15 protein-coding genes are annotated in these 14,909 nt (G+C 66.7%); 1 reads left to right on the forward strand and 14 read right to left on the reverse strand.

What is annotated here, in order from left to right:
* Nucleotides 1-2: 2 nt before the first annotated feature.
* The 10 genes from A5724_RS00415 to A5724_RS00460 all read right to left on the reverse strand — a co-directional run bounded on the left by A5724_RS00415 (nt 3) and on the right by A5724_RS00460 (nt 8,896).
* A complete protein-coding gene (locus A5724_RS00415) occupies nt 3-308 on the reverse strand; it encodes a type VII secretion target (RefSeq protein ID WP_067794442.1) in 306 nt (101 codons plus the stop codon).
* Nucleotides 309-352: 44 nt separating this feature from the next.
* Nucleotides 353-1,690: a phosphoglucosamine mutase gene (gene glmM, locus A5724_RS00420; RefSeq protein ID WP_067794444.1), complete on the reverse strand. Its 1,338-nt coding sequence runs from the start codon at nt 1,688-1,690 to the stop codon at nt 353-355.
* Between the two features lie 112 nt (nt 1,691-1,802).
* Nucleotides 1,803-2,360, reverse strand: a complete 558-nt coding sequence (locus A5724_RS00425; protein ID WP_067794446.1) for a hypothetical protein — start codon at nt 2,358-2,360, stop codon at nt 1,803-1,805.
* 327 nt (nt 2,361-2,687) lie between these two features.
* The gene (locus A5724_RS00430; RefSeq protein WP_156752064.1) at nt 2,688-3,098 is read right to left on the reverse strand and encodes a hypothetical protein; all 411 of its coding nucleotides are present in this window, start codon (nt 3,096-3,098) and stop codon (nt 2,688-2,690) included.
* Between the two features lie 236 nt (nt 3,099-3,334).
* A complete protein-coding gene (rpsI, locus tag A5724_RS00435) occupies nt 3,335-3,793 on the reverse strand; it encodes a 30S ribosomal protein S9 (RefSeq protein WP_197518505.1) in 459 nt (152 codons plus the stop codon).
* Nucleotides 3,794-3,798: 5 nt separating this feature from the next.
* Nucleotides 3,799-4,242 (reverse strand): 50S ribosomal protein L13, encoded by a 444-nt coding sequence (gene rplM / locus A5724_RS00440; protein WP_067794451.1) that lies wholly within the window; start codon nt 4,240-4,242, stop codon nt 3,799-3,801.
* Nucleotides 4,243-4,414: 172 nt separating this feature from the next.
* Nucleotides 4,415-4,684 (reverse strand): hypothetical protein, encoded by a 270-nt coding sequence (locus A5724_RS34330; RefSeq protein ID WP_232004648.1) that lies wholly within the window; start codon nt 4,682-4,684, stop codon nt 4,415-4,417.
* A gap of 218 nt (nt 4,685-4,902) precedes the next feature.
* Nucleotides 4,903-5,964, reverse strand: a complete 1,062-nt coding sequence (gene adhP / locus A5724_RS00450) for an alcohol dehydrogenase AdhP (protein ID WP_067794454.1) — start codon at nt 5,962-5,964, stop codon at nt 4,903-4,905.
* 52 nt (nt 5,965-6,016) lie between these two features.
* Complete coding sequence (gene adh / locus A5724_RS00455) at nt 6,017-7,540, reverse strand: aldehyde dehydrogenase (RefSeq protein ID WP_067794456.1); 1,524 nt, start codon at nt 7,538-7,540, stop codon at nt 6,017-6,019.
* A gap of 87 nt (nt 7,541-7,627) precedes the next feature.
* Nucleotides 7,628-8,896 carry a GAF domain-containing protein gene (locus A5724_RS00460; RefSeq protein ID WP_082964781.1) on the reverse strand — a complete coding sequence of 423 codons (1,269 nt, stop codon included), beginning with the start codon at nt 8,894-8,896 and terminating at the stop codon, nt 7,628-7,630.
* 201 nt (nt 8,897-9,097) lie between these two features.
* On the opposite strand from A5724_RS00460, the gene A5724_RS00465 reads away from it, so the two are divergent.
* The gene (locus A5724_RS00465) at nt 9,098-9,295 is read left to right on the forward strand and encodes an excalibur calcium-binding domain-containing protein (protein ID WP_067794634.1); all 198 of its coding nucleotides are present in this window, start codon (nt 9,098-9,100) and stop codon (nt 9,293-9,295) included.
* A 68-nt stretch (nt 9,296-9,363) separates the two neighbouring features.
* Here the strand turns inward: A5724_RS00465 and A5724_RS00470 are convergent, their stop codons facing one another.
* The 4 genes from A5724_RS00470 to eccCa form a co-directional block, all read right to left on the reverse strand.
* Nucleotides 9,364-9,660, reverse strand: a complete 297-nt coding sequence (locus A5724_RS00470) for a WXG100 family type VII secretion target (RefSeq protein ID WP_067794458.1) — start codon at nt 9,658-9,660, stop codon at nt 9,364-9,366.
* A 10-nt stretch (nt 9,661-9,670) separates the two neighbouring features.
* Entirely contained in the window at nt 9,671-9,994 is a 324-nt protein-coding gene (locus tag A5724_RS00475) for a WXG100 family type VII secretion target (protein WP_067794460.1), read from the reverse strand.
* Between the two features lie 87 nt (nt 9,995-10,081).
* Entirely contained in the window at nt 10,082-11,173 is a 1,092-nt protein-coding gene (locus A5724_RS00480) for a type VII secretion-associated protein (protein WP_067794462.1), read from the reverse strand.
* Nucleotides 11,170-14,835, reverse strand: coding sequence for a type VII secretion protein EccCa (eccCa, locus tag A5724_RS00485; protein WP_067794637.1), 3,666 nt, complete (start codon nt 14,833-14,835; stop codon nt 11,170-11,172). Before eccCa ends, A5724_RS00480 begins: the two co-directional genes overlap by 4 nt.
* Between the last annotated feature and the right edge of the window lie 74 nt (nt 14,836-14,909).

The following is a 14,909-nucleotide window of genomic DNA, read 5'->3' on the forward strand; positions in this document are numbered from 1 at the left end:
GCTCACCCCAAACGGCTTGCCGCGCGCGCGTCGGCGTCGGCGTAGCGGTCGGCTGATGCGCGAAGCGCGGCGGCGATCTCCCGAGCGGCCCGCGACCACTGCGGTAACCGGTCGACGACATCGTCGACCGCCGTACGCACCGCATCCCCGCTCGCCACATGGTCGCGCCCCGCGGTGCCGCCGTCGAAGGCCAATCCGGTCAGATGCGTCCGCACTGCGGCGTCCACGATGTCTGCGGCTGTGTCGTATCCGCGCGCAGCACCGTAGAGCGCCGCAACGTCGACACGGGCCGCGTTGCGTTCTCCCATATTTGATTACGACGCAGGCGAGGCCGCGCCGGTTCCACCGAGTTTCAGCGGTGGCGGCTCACCGATTCGGCGACGCGGACGGCCACCTGCCGGGCGGTGTCCTCGTCGGCGGCCTCGACCATCACGCGGACGACTTGTTCGGTTCCCGAGGGCCGCAACAGAATTCGACCCGTGTCGCCGAGCTCTGCCTCGGCTTCGGCCACCGCGGACCGCACCGACGGCGCGTCCGCCACGGTGGCCTTGTCCGCCACCTCGACGTTAATCAACACCTGGGGCAGAGTGTGCATCGGCTCAGCCAACGCCGCCAACGTCGACCGGGTCTGCGCCATCCTGGACATCAGCCGCAAGCCGGTGACCACCCCGTCGCCGGTGGTCCCGAGCGCGGGCATCACGATGTGGCCTGACTGCTCGCCGCCGAGCGAATACTCGCCTGCGCGAAGCTCTTCGAGCACGTAACGGTCGCCGACGCCGGTGGTGCGGACCTCGATGCCCGCGGCGCGCATGGCCAGATGCAGCCCGAGATTGCTCATCACGGTCGCCACCAACGTGTTCGACGCGAGCTCACCGGCGTCGCGCATCGCGAGGGCGAGGATGACCATGATCGCGTCGCCGTCGATGACGCGGCCGCCGGCGTCCACCGCCAGGCACCGATCGGCATCGCCGTCGTGCGCCAGACCGAGGTCCGCGCCATGCGACACCACGGCGGCCTGCAGCTGCTCCATGTGTGTCGAGCCGCAGCCGTCGTTGATGTTGAGCCCGTTGGGCTCGGCGTTGATCGCGATGACGTCGGCGCCCGCCGCCCGGTACGCCCGTGGCGCGGCGGCCGAGGCGGCCCCGTGCGCGCAGTCGACGACGACGGTCAGGCCGTCGAGTCGGGTAGTGACCGCCTTCGCGGCGTGGCGCAGGTAGCGGTCCAGCGCGTCCTCGGCGTCGACGACCCTGCCGATGCCTGCCCCCGTGGGTCGGCTGCCCGGCCCCTGATGGACGAGTTCCTCGATGCGGTCCTCGGCGGCGTCGTCGAGCTTGTGGCCCCCGGGACCGAAGATCTTAATGCCGTTGTCGGGCATCGGGTTGTGCGACGCCGAGATCATCACGCCGAAGTCGGCGTCGTACGCGTTGGTCAGGTAGGCCACCGCGGGCGTCGGCAGCACGCCCACCCGCAGCGCATCGACACCCTCGCTGGTGATCCCTGCGATCACCGCGGCCTCGAGCATCTCGCTACTGGCCCGCGGATCGCGGCCCACCACGGCGATCCGGCGGGCGTGCCCACCGACGCTGCCGAGGCGGCGCGCCGCCGCGGAACCCAGGCCGAGCGCCAGCTCAGCGGTCAGATCCTGATTGGCGACGCCGCGCACCCCGTCGGTGCCGAACAGTCGAGCCATGCCGACAAACTTCTCACAGATGGCGGCCGGAGAGCCAACTGCCAGGCGGATGTGACCGAAAAAGCTCACCGCCCGCACTCGGGTGTGATGCGGGCGGTGAGGGTCTTTCCGGCTAGCCGAGCAAGCCGAGCAGCTGATTCAGCAGGTTCACGAACTTAACCAGGTCAGTGATGGCACCTGACGGATCGAGCAGGCCCGCCACTGCGCACAGCAGGTTGCCGAGCAGGTTCCCCGCCCCTGGCACCGCGGTGATGTTCAGATGCACGGTGTCGAGGTGCACCTCGAGGCCGAGCAGGTTCAAGTCGAGCGGCCCCAGCACGAGATCGAGGATCTCGCAGCTGGCCTGCGCAACCGCGGCAGGCATGGCAACACCTGGCTGCGATACATCCTGAGCACCGACGCCCTGGCCGGGTCGGATCAGCTTGCCCGTGAGGTCTCCGACCGCCTCCACGGGTGTGGGTGCGCCGGCAGCAGCCTGCCTGAACTGCGTCACCGTGAATTGGCCGTTGAATTTCGACCCGTCGTCCGCCGTGCCCCGCACCTGCACAGTCTTCTTACCGACGACCTCAGGAGGGGCCGCGCCTGCTGTCCCGGCGCCTATACCCCCGAAGAGCCCGAGGGTCGCGACGGCAACCATCAGGGCAAGTAGCCGCATGAACCGTGACGTCATAGAAATACTCCATTTCCTGTTCGGGGAAGCCAGTAACCCGGTCCCCCGACCAGCTCCGTGACGTCGCACCGGAGATGGGAGCGCTCGCCTGCGCGATTCGCACCCGTGCTTCCGCAGAGTTCTTTCCTCGATCAAGCAAGGTCCCAAACCGAAATTCGGAAGAAAATTTCTGAAGGCGTCAATAACTCTCACGGGCTAATTAGCTACAGCCAATACTTTGCAGTTCAGTTGCCATCGCCGTATTTACCGGCTGGCGAAAACAATCTCCGAAGAAGACTCACCGCCCGCACCAAGAGATGCGGGCGGTGAGGTGCGGTCTAGACCGAGCTACCTAGCAGTGGCGGTCGTCGGAGCCACGGTCGTCGGGCTCGACGGTTCCACCTGGTTCTGACCAGGCGCGTTTTCGGACTGTCCCGGGCTGTTCTGGGTGAACGTAAAGGTGAGACCACCCTCGGCCCCGGCGCAGGTGCCGGGCACCTGCGTTCCGTTGACATCGAGGGCCTGCAGGGCCCCGGCGGTGATCCCGCCGCTCGGGCAGGCAGAGGCGGCAAGGGCTTCTGCGCTGGCCAGCGACACGTCCTGGAGGGTGCCCACCTGCTGACCGTCTGCGGTCACGGTGACGTTGATTTTGCCGTCGTTGACGACGGCCTCGGCCGGCGGAGCGGCGTGCGCGAGTCCAAGGCCGCCGGCTGCCAGGAGGCCTCCACCCAGAACGGCGCCCGCAGACGCAAGCTTCACACGGTTATGCATCTATCTATCCCTTTCAGTCAGGAAGCAACGGCCGATCCCCCAACGAGCTGGCTGAGTGACCCGTATCGACGACAGATCGTCTGTCGAACGCACTATGGCGCCCGTGCTCCCGACGTGTGGGCTCCCCGATCACACCGAGTCTCAAACTCGATGTGACGAATCTTTCTGGACAAAATGCGAAACGCCGGGCGTGCATGTGCACACCCGGCGTTCCGATGAATCGATCAGCGCTTGCTGTACTGAGGCGCTTTACGGGCCTTCTTGAGGCCGTATTTCTTACGCTCGATGGCACGCGGGTCACGCGTGAGGAAGCCCGCCTTCTTCAATGCAGGCCGGTCCTCGGGCTGTACGAGGATCAGCGCACGGGCGATGGCCAGCCGCAGCGCGCCGGCCTGGCCGGACGGCCCGCCGCCGTCGAGGTGGGCGTAGATGTCGAAGCTGTCCACCCGGTCAACGGTCACCAGCGGAGCCTTGATCAGCTGCTGGTGCACCTTGTTCGGGAAGTAGTCCTCGAGGGTGCGGCCGTCCAGGTGGAACTGGCCGGTGCCCGGCACGAGGCGCACCCGCACCACGGCCTCCTTGCGGCGGCCGACGGTCTGGATCGGGCGGTCGATCACGACCGGCTCCCGCGGAGCGGCCTCGGTCTCGACCACAGCGTCAGTGGTCTCAGTGTTTTCAACGATCTCGGTCACTGGGCCACCTGCTTGATCTCGTACGGCACCGGCTGCTGAGCAGCGTGCGGATGGTCGGGTCCGGCGTAGACCTTCAGTTTCTTCTGGATCTGACGGCCGAGCTTGGTGTGCGGAATCATCCCGACGATCGCCTGCTCGACGACCCGGTCGGGGTGCTTCTGCATCAGCTCACCGATGGTGCGCCTGCGCAGACCGCCGGGATAACCCGAGTGGCGGTAGGCGTACTTGTTCTGGAGTTTGTCGCCGCTGATGGCGACCTTGTCAGCGTTGATGACGATGACGAAATCGCCACCGTCGACATTCGGCGTGAACGTGGGCTTGTGCTTGCCACGCAGCAGGTTGGCTGCCGCGACGGCGAGCCGGCCGAGCACCACGTCGGTGGCGTCGATGACGTACCACGACCGCGTGGTGTCACCCGCCTTCGGCGTATATGTAGGCACAGCGTCTACCTTCTTATCTCGGGTTGGATCCCGGTGTGACCCGGGTGCCGGTCAGGCGTTTCGGTGGGAATCCCTCGGCGACCGACGTTGACCCGAGGACCCGTGCGTCACCGCACGCCAACGGAGCAGCTTACCTGTGGGCGTCCTCGCAGGTCAAAACGCGTTCGTCGGGCTAGCCGCCGGCGAGGTTCAAGACGAAGTTGGCGTCCGTCTGGCTCGGCACATCTTGGGGTACCTGGACGGTCCCCGTGCCGGCTGCGTTGGCGTAGACCCCGGTGCCGCCGAGGATCGTCAGAGGATGAACATCGGGGGACGACAAGTCGCCCTTTCCCTGAACCGCGAGCTGGCCGCCGGCGAGATTCAACGTGGCAGTGCAGACTGTGTCGTCCGCGCTACGACTGCTCAGCGTGGTGCACGTGCCGCCGACGGTGCCTTGGAACATGCCGCCAGGACGGTCGAACAGATCGCCGGCGAAACTGAACTGACCGTTCCCCCCGCCCAGGTCCGACTGGTGTTGGAAGGTGTCGCGCTCGAACAGAGCGAGCGTGGTGTCCGCCGCTGCGGTCGGCGCGGACAGGCTACGCCGCTTGGCGGCTTCGCACCGCGTTTCGACGGCGAACAGGGCCCCGACATCAGCCGGGGCCCTGTTGACGTCGGCGACTAGCGGTAGTCGATGACGACGCGGCCGTCGATCTGCCCGCGTTCCATCCGGCCGAACACCTCATTGATGTCGTCGAGCCGTGCGCTCTCGACCGTCGGATGGATCAGCCCGCGGGCGTAGAAGTCGAGCGCCTCGGCCATGTCCTGGCGAGTGCCGACGATCGACCCGCGGATCGTCAAGCCCTTGAGCACGATGTCGAAGATCGGCGCCGGAAAGTCGCCTGGCGGAAGACCGTTGAACACGATCGTGCCGCCGCGCCGCGCCAGCCCGATCGCCTGGCCGAACGCCTGCGGGTGCACCGCGGTGACGAGCACCCCGTGCACGCCGCCAGTGGCCTTCTGCACCTCGGCGACGACGTCGCTCGTGCGGGCGTTCACGGCGACCTCCGCCCCGAGGCGAGTGGCCAGCGCGAGTTTGGCGTCGTCGATGTCGATGGCCACCACCCGCAATCCCATCGCGCGGGCGTATTGCACCGCCACGTGGCCGAGTCCGCCGATGCCGGAGATCGCCACCCATTGCCCTGGCCGGGTGTCGGTCACCTTGAGCCCTTTGTAGACGGTGACGCCTGCGCACAGGATCGGCGCGACCTCGAGAGGATCGGCCCCATCTGGGATGCGGGCCGCGTAGGCGGCATTCACCAGCATGTAGCTGCCGAAGCTGCCGTTGACGCTGTAGCCGCCGTTCTTCTGGCTCTCGCACAACGTTTCCCAGCCGGTGCGGCAGTATTCGCACGTCCCGCAGGCCGACCACAGCCACGCGTTGCCGACCTTGTCACCGACCTCGAGGTCGTCGACACCGTCACCGACCGCGACAACGGTGCCGTAGCCTTCGTGTCCTGGAATGAACGGCGGTTGCGGTTTGACGGGCCAATCTCCATGTGCGGCATGCAGATCGGTGTGACACACGCCGGAGGTCTCGAGTTTGACGAGCGCCTCGCCGTAGCCAGGTGTCGGTAGGTCGAGTTCCTCGACCTGCAGCGGGCGGCCGAACTCGGTGACGACGGCGGCGCGCATGATATCGGTGCTCTCGGGCGCTGCGGGCGCGCCTAGGGTCTGGGTCATTTCGTCATTCCAATCGTGAAACGGCTTGATCTGAAGGGTCTTTGGTCCCGGCTTAGAAGAAACCTTGGGCCTTGTTGCTGTAGGAAACGAGCAGGTTCTTGGTCTGCTGGTAGTGGTCGAGCATCATCTTGTGGGTCTCACGGCCGATGCCGGACTGCTTGTAGCCGCCGAATGCGGCGTGCGCCGGATAGGCGTGATAGCAGTTGGTCCACACCCGGCCCGCCTTGATGTCGCGGCCCGCGCGGTAAGCGACGTTGCCGTCTCTGCTCCACACCCCGGCACCGAGGCCGTACAGCGTGTCGTTGGCGATGTCGATCGCATCGTCGTAATCGGTGAACGACGTCACCGCGACCACCGGCCCGAAAATCTCCTCCTGGAAGATGCGCATCTTGTTGTCACCCGTGAAAACTGTTGGGGTGACGTAATATCCGCCGCTCAGATCGCCGCCGAGCTCGGCGCGTTCGCCGCCGGTGACCAGCTTCGCGCCGTCCCTTTTGCCGATCTCGATATACGAAAGGATCTTCTCCATCTGATCCTCGGACGCCTGGGCACCGATCATTGTCTCGGTGTCCAACGGATCGCCCTGCCGGACAGCCTTGGACCGGATGGCCGCGAGTTCGAGGAACTCATCGAAGATGTCGGCCTGGATCAGGCTGCGCGACGGGCACGTGCAGACCTCGCCCTGGTTGAGGGCGAACATCGTGAACCCTTCGAGCGCCTTGTCCTGGTAGTCGTCGTTTTGCGCGAGAACGTCGTTGAAGAAGATGTTCGGGCTCTTGCCGCCGAGTTCCAGTGTCACGGGGACGAGGTTCTGCGACGCGTATTGCATGATCAACTTGCCGGTGGTGGTCTCTCCAGTGAACGCGATCTTGGCGATACGCTTCGAGGACGCCAGCGGCTTACCGGCCTCGAGGCCGAACCCGTTGACGATGTTCACCACGCCGGGCGGAAGCAGGTCGCCGATCAACGAGAACAGGTAGAGCACCGACGCGGGTGTCTGTTCGGCGGGCTTGAGCACCACGGCATTTCCCGCCGCGATCGCCGGTGCCAGCTTCCATGTGGCCATCAATATCGGGAAGTTCCACGGGATGATCTGGCCGACCACGCCCAGCGGTTCGTGGAAGTGATAGGCGACGGTTTCGTCGTCGATCTGCGACAGCGATCCTTCCTGTGCGCGGATCGCGCCTGCGAAGTACCGGAAATGGTCGACAGCCAACGGGATATCGGCGTTGAGCGTCTCACGCACCGGCTTGCCGTTGTCCCACGATTCGGCAACGGCGATCGATTCCAGGTTCTGTTCGATGCGGTCGGCGATCTTGTTGAGGATCACCGCCCGCTCTGCGGGCGTCGTCTTGGCCCAAGCCGGCGCCGCCGAGTGCGCGGCGTCGAGCGCCTTGTCGATATCGGCCTCGTCAGAGCGCGGGATTTCGCAGAACGGCTGACCGGTGACCGGACTGGCGTTTTCGAAGTATCGGCCCGCCACGGGCGCGACCCACTCCCCACCGATGTAGTTCTGGTACCGGGTGTCAAAGGCCATCACTGAGCCCACAGCACCGGGTCGTGCGTACACCGTCATGGCGTTCTCCTTCGCGACGTGAATGTGTCGGACGTCACTGAAGGTAGGTTCACGACCGTTGCAGCACGGTTGCACGAACTGGGGAGGCTAGGCCAGGTCGAGATCCAGTCCGGCGAGATGACCACGAGCCTCTGACCGCATGGCGGAGCCCGGCGCGGCGTGGTTGTACAGCACCCGCCAGCAGTCGCGGTCGTCGCGGCCCTGCGGCAGCTCGAGCCAACGACGAAGCAGCGCAAGGTTTCCCGACGCGAGTACCGCGCCGCGCACGCTCGCGCTGAGCTCGGCACGCAGCCGCGCGACGCCAGGCGACACCGACTGCGGAAGTAGCTCACCGGTGTAGTGCGCCAGGGCGCGGTCCACATCGCCGGCATGCAGGGCGTCGCATACATCGTGGTAGTCGCTGGCGACCGATTTGAGAAGGCGGTACGGCCGGGAGTCGGTGTAGTCGGCCCCGATGACGCGACGCAGCCTCGACATTTCGGCGCGAATCGTCACCACGTCGAGATCTTTGTCGTCGAGAAGCACCGCGAGGTGATCGGCACTCAGACCTTCGGGATGGCGGCCCAGCAGTACCAGGATGTCGGCGTGCCGACCCGTCAGGGCGCGGCTCTCGGTCTCTGTTCGCCAGCGCGGCCGATCGGCGCCGAGCACCGTCAGCCGCGCGGTGGCCGGCGCGTCGGCAGTCGGCCGATTGAGCTGTATCAGCGCGAGATGATTCTCGACGGCGACAGCGGTCGCGCGGACCAAGGCAAGCGTTTGCGGCGAGGCAACCTGGGTTCCTCCGGTGAGGTCGATAGCACCGATGAGCACACCGGTGGCCGGATCGTGCACCGGCACCGCGGTGCAACTCCACGGCTGGACGATGCGCGAGAAATGCTCGGTTCCGCGGATCTGCAGTTCGGTATCGAGCGCGAGCGCCGTACCGGGGGCGTTGGTTCCGGCACCTTGTTCGCTCCAGTCGGCGCCTGGCACGAAATTCATCCGCTCGGCCTTGCGGCAGGCTTTCAGATCACCCTCGACCCAGAGCAGCGTGCCGTCGGCCGAGGAGACGGCGACCACGACACCGGCATCCGTCGCGTCGTTGACCAGTAGTCGGCGGATGACGGGTAGGGCTGGGGCCAACGGATGCGAGGCGCGCATGCGGTCGAGGGCAATTTCTGCGGCGGGCCTGGCACCAGCGAGGTCCGGGTCGACGCCGGTCGCCAGGCTGCGTCGCCAGCTCTCCGCGACCACGCGTCGTACCGGCGTGGAGTCGAGGTCCACCTGACCGGAGACGAAAAGCTCATGGACGGCGCGCAACGACTTCGACGACAGCCCGGCCGATGCCCGGCCGCCCGATGTCTTCGAGATTTTCACCGGCAGTCACGCTCCTCGCACGCGTGGGCGCCACGATAGCCCAACGCCGAGGATCGGGGCAGAGACTTATGGCCCCGCATGGACGGCAAACATAGGGAAACACCTGATTCCTTGCAGAGGGAATCAACCTAGCTTTCGTTACGACGACTCCGGAGTTTCCTGGACCGTCTCCCCGAAGTTCAAGATCACTACGGAGTGTCGATGTTTCGTGTCTTCATCGCTGCAGGTTTTGTTTGCTTGGCGGCCGCCGTCGGCGCGGCCCCGGTGGCGACTGCCAGCGGCCCGTACGCGAATTGCACGCAAGCGCATAAAGACGGCCGCTGGGACATCCCACAGGGCGATCCCGACTACTGGGATGGCGGCGATCGCGATCACGACGGCATCGCCTGCGAATCCTGACAGAACTGTGCGGTCCCACCCGGCTCCCCTCCAGGTGAGACCGCACAGAGCTCTGTGACGGCGGGGCGTCAGTAGCCCCACGCGTTCGCGGCGCGGCGATCGGTGGCCGCAACCTCATCCGACCCGTCGCGCACGGCGTTACCCAGGTTGACCAGGATCTCGTTGAGCGCCGCGGCGGCCTGTTCCCAGCGCGTCTGCTCGATGCGGTAGGCCTCGGCCGCCTCCCGCGTCCAGACCTGCTGTAGCGGCGCGATCTGCGCTCGAAGGTCGTCGAGCGCAGCGTTCAGCCGAGCGGACGTCGCGTGGATGTCCTGGCGCACCGCGTATTCGATTTCGTCGAAGTTGTATGTGAGCACGTGATCCATGTGTCAGCCCCTAGAGGTTGGTCGCGGCAGAACTGATTTGATGCGAATGGCTTTCGCCGGCTTCCCGCAGCGTGCGCTCGTTGTAGCGAATGGTTTCGGCGATCCGGCCGAGCGCCGTATGCAGCTTCATCGACTCCGCGTTCCACCGCTCCACGACATCGCGGAACCGCACCGCGGCAACGCCTCCCCACACCGAGGGCGCGACGCTGTTCATCCGGCCGATGAACGACTGCAACATCGCCCGGATCTCCTCGTTGCGGCCGTCGGTCTTGCCCGCGACGGCCGACATGAGGTCGAAGTCGGTGGCGAGCGGGCCGCCCCCAGGTGTCGTCATCTCCCATCCCTTCGTATCGTTCTGCGCGATCTGAAAGGTTGGACGCGCGCCCGCGGGCGCCGGTTCCGTCGAACGGAAAATTTCTTTTCAGAACACCGCGTGCGCGGATCGAATCGCCTCATCGCAGGCCTCCCGCACGGACGCCTCGCGTCCCGGCGCGCTCTGACACCCGATCGCGATCCGCAGCGACTCGTCGGTCAGCACGAACCAGTCGATGTGCCGGTCCGCGCGGGTCTCGCGGTACGTCAGCACGGCGCGGCCCGCTCGTTCGCCCGCAGGTTCGAAGTCGACGAATACGCCGTCGGGCGCCTCGCTAAACGCGCGTCGTAGCGCGTCCTCGACCTGCTGGCCAGACTGCTGCGGCGCGAGCGTTGACTGTGTGATGTGCAGGGCCACGTCGCGATCCTCGGGTGAAACAAGTTGCAGCCGAGCCGATCCCGGGCCCGGAGTGATGCGCTCGACGGGCCATCGCGCTGGCACCATCACGCCGAGGCGCCCCTCGACCAACAGCGTCATCGGAACGGTTGCCGCGGGTGCCTCGGGGCGCGCGACATACACGCCGCACAGCGCGGCCACCGTCAACAGGGTTCCTGCCACGACGGCCGTCACGCCGCGCCTGGGTTTCGGTCGATCCTCCTCGAAGCCCGTCGCCAGCGCGTCCTCGACCCAATCAGCTGCGGCGATCGTGACGTCAACACCATTACGCCGCAACCGATCCGCGATTGCACGCTGCCCATCCGAGACGTCCACCACGACGCGGCTACGCGGTGGAATCGCCGCCGCCAGCCTCTCCTCGTCTCTGACCACCGCGACCACGCCCGACGGCGCCGAGACGACCACGAACTCGGGTGCGGCCTCGATCAATACGGTCCGGTCATCGGGCAGCACCTGCGCACGCCGCATCACCATGACGTCGCCCGCGACGCTGTCGGCGGCCGCACGCACCCGCTCGACTCGCGCCGAGGACCACCACGTCGGGAACACCAACGTGACCGTGTCGACCGATCCGCCGACGGCATCGCGCAAGATCGTCCGCCACACATCCGCCACGTCGACGGGATGCTCGTCGATCAACACCAGATCGTCGTCGATGGCCTCGATGCCCGCCGAAACCCATTGCGCGCGTGCTCGACACGCACCTCGAACGGTTGTCGGGCCAACTTCGACCACGGTGGTCATCGCGGCGGATCGGTCCAGGCGACCTGAATGAGTTGGTCCGGCTGTCCGCGGGTGATCAGCGTGCCTCGCCCCGGCGGTTGCGCCGACGGACGGACAGCACCCAACAGCACACCCTCGTCCTGGCCGGCGCTCATCATCAGTCCCATGCAGCCGAGATCGCGCATCCGGGCCAACACCGGGTCGAACATCGCCCGCGCCGCGCCGCCCGAGCGCCGCGCCACGATGACATGCAGCCCGACGTCCTTGGCGTGTGGCAGGTAGTCGGCAAGCGGCGTCAGCGGGTTCCCGGTGGCGCCGGCCACCAGGTCATAGTCGTCCACCACGAGGTATATCTCTGGACCCGACCACCATGAGCGAGTGCGCAGTTGTTGCTGCGTCACACCCTCGTCCGGCATCCGCGCCTGCAATCGCTCGAGCAGCACAGGGACACGCGCCGCCAACGTCGCGGCCGACATCGAATATCCACTGAGGTGATTGGTCTCGACCTCACCGAGCAGCGTCCGACGGAAGTCGACGATCTCGATCTGCGCACCGCCGGAATCGTTGACGCGCATGATCTCTCGGCACAGCAGCCGCAGAGTCGCCGTCTTACCGCACTCCGCCTCACCCAACACGATCAGATGCGGATGCTCGACCAGATCCAGCGCGACCGGCTTCAACTCGGTTTCTCCGATGCCGATGACGATCTCGACCGCAGCATTGCCGTAGTCGTGCGGCACCTGCAGCGGCAGAAGCTCGACGCGAGGTGCACGCCGCCCTGACCCGTCGTCCGTGACCACGGCCGGCGTGGGCGTCGCGATGGCCATCTCCTTGCCGTCGCGGGTGATCCCTCGGCCCGGCGGCAGATCACCGAGCTGGCGCGCCCGCCTGCGGTCCATCTCGGAGTCCGCGGGGTCACCGAGCCGCAGCTCGATGCGGGTGCCGATCTGATCCTTCAGCGACGGTCGCAGCTCTGCCCACCGGGACGCCGTCAGCACGAGGTGGACACCGAACGAAAGTCCCTGGGTAGCAATGCCGATGACTCGCGGCTCGAGAGCGTCGAACTCCTGCCGAAACGTGGCCCAGCCATCGACGACTAGAAACACGTCGCCAAACGGATCATCGTCGTGCCGCATTTTGCGGTAGTCCGTCATCGAGTCGATACCTGCACGCCTGAACCGTGCCTCTCGTGAGCGCAGCACCGCTTCCATCTCCGCGATGACGCGTCGGCACAGTTCGGCATCGGACCGGCCCGCGACTGCGCCGATGTGCGGCATTGCGCCAAGCGGAGTCAATGCGCCGCCGCCGAAGTCCAGGCAGTAAAACTGGACGGCCGACGGGTCATTGGTGGCGGCCAGAGCCGTCAGCAGGGTGCGCAATGCCGTCGACTTGCCCGACTGCGGCGCGCCGACGATGGCCACATTGCCTGCGGCGCCTGCCAAATCGACCATCAACGCGTCGTATCGCTGCTCGAATGGGGCGTCGATCAGGCCGATCGGCACCGACAGCGGCGGCTGCTGATCCGGTGCGCAGGCGAGAAGAGCGTCCAGTGCAGGTGACTGCCGCAGTGGCGGCAGCCAGACCCGATGCGCTGCCGCACCGTGGCCGGCCATCCGATCCAGCACAGCGTCCATCAGCGAACGCGCCACCGAGGGGGCTGCGGCAGGTGACCGCTCAGACCGCGCCACCACCGAACCGACCGCCGCCGCGGTGAGCACCTGCGGTTCGGGCGACACACCATCTCCGGTCGGCCGCGAAACGCGTTGCGGGGCAGATACGTAAGCGGTCTGGAAGCGAATCATTTGTCCGTCGGCCGTCTTCAGGTAAGCGGCACCCGGCGAGCTGGGCAGGTGATGCGCATCGGGGATGCTAAGCACGGCTCGGGACTCGCTGGCGGAGAACGTCTTCAGACACACCCGGTATGACAGGTGGCTCTCCAGCCCGCGCAGCCGGCCTTCGTCGAGACGTTGGCTGGCCAGCAGCAGATGCATGCCAAGCGAGCGGCCGAGCCGGCCGATCGCGACGAACAGCTCCGCGAACTCGGGATACTGGGCAAGCAGTTCGGAGAACTCGTCGACGACGACGAACAACGCGGGCAACGGGGGCATCGTGAGCCCCCGGCGGCGTGCCTGCTCGTAGTCGGCCACGCTGGCGAACCGCCCTGCCGCCCTGAGCATTTCCTGCCTGCGGTTCATCTCACCGGCCAGCGCGTCCCGCATCCGCGAGACGAGAGGCGCCTCCTCGGCCAGATTCGTGATGACTGCTGACACGTGCCGAACCCGGTCCATGCCCAGAAACGTCGCGCCGCCCTTGAAGTCGACGAGGACGAGGTTGAGCACGTCCGGCGGATGAGACACCACCATGCCCAGGAGCAGGGTGCGCAGAAACTCCGACTTCCCAGATCCGGTGGCGCCGACACACAAGCCATGCGGACCCATACCGCCCTGGGCCGCCTCCTTGATGTCGAGCATCACCGGTTTTCCTTGCTCGGACACTCCGATGGGCGCTCGCAGCCGCCGCGGTTGAGGCCACTGTTCGGCGGCGCCGATGCGGTCGAGTTCGCGCACGCCCATCAGTTCGAGCCAGCCCATGGTCGCGGTGGTGCCGGCGTCGTCCAACCTGTGCCGGTAGGGCGCCAGCCGGCGGGCACACAGCGCAGCCTGTTGAACCGTCAGCCCGTCCAGTCGAGTGCTGTCGTCCACGTGCAGCCGCGGACCGTCGGTGAAGGGCTGTTTGATCAGTGGCACCGAGCCGTCGTCCACGACGACCACTACGTGTGGCGCCGTACCCTCGTCGGGCGGTCGACACGCGGTGATGGCCTCCGCCAGGCTGTGGTACGTCATCCTCGCGGGTCCCAGTTCATCGGCCAGCCGCCAATGCTGATGGTGAGCCAGCCATTTCAACCAATCCCAGTCCCACGCCGCTGTCGGAGCCACCACTGCGGCGATCCGGACGTCATCGGGACTGTGCAAGACGGTCAGTTGGCAGACGATCGCGCGTAGCAACGCGCGGGCGACTTCGGGATCCGCGTTCACCGTGAGCGCCGACGCCGTCCGTAGCAGCACGACGACCGGCACGTCGGCGACGACCGCCCTGCGGCGAATCAGCCGCCCCAGCGCCGCTGACGTCACCGGATCCTGCGTCTCGACCGGACCCAGTGAGGGCGCTATGAGTCTCGTGCACAGCGGTTGTTCGCCGACGCCGATGCGGACCTTGCAGTAGTCGAGATCCTGCCGGCTGCGCTCCCACATTCGTCGGCCACCGACCACCGTCCACAGGGTCGCGGGGTCGGGATGCGTCCAGTGCAGCGAATGATGCTGCGAGGCAGCGGCTCCGGCGAGCGTCCTGTCGAGACCCTCCAGGTATTCGAGGTAGCTTCGACGGTCGTCGTTCAGTTGCGCGGTGTGGTTGGCGGTCCTGGCGTTGTAGGCGAGCGAGCCGATGACGGAGACGGCCATCATCGCCGGAAAGAACAGGAACATCGGGCCACGGCCCGCTGACGCGCCGCCCGACGTGAAGTAGAGCAGCATCATGCCGCCCGCCGCGACGAGCATGGCCACCGGCAGCAGCCGGGCAATGGCGTTGGCTGGCGCGGCTTTCGGAAGCGCGGGCGGCGGGTCCACCGTGAGGTCGCCTTCGGCCATCGGTGGAGCGGGCAGTCGGGGCTCGCGGAAGAACTCCATCGTCTGATGGACGCTGCACATGGCGACTCGGTTCCATCCACACGTCGTCGAATTGCCGCGTCACCGGGTGACCG

This window comes from Mycobacterium sp. ACS1612 (genome assembly GCF_001667505.1).
Lineage (GTDB): Bacteria > Actinomycetota > Actinomycetes > Mycobacteriales > Mycobacteriaceae > Mycobacterium.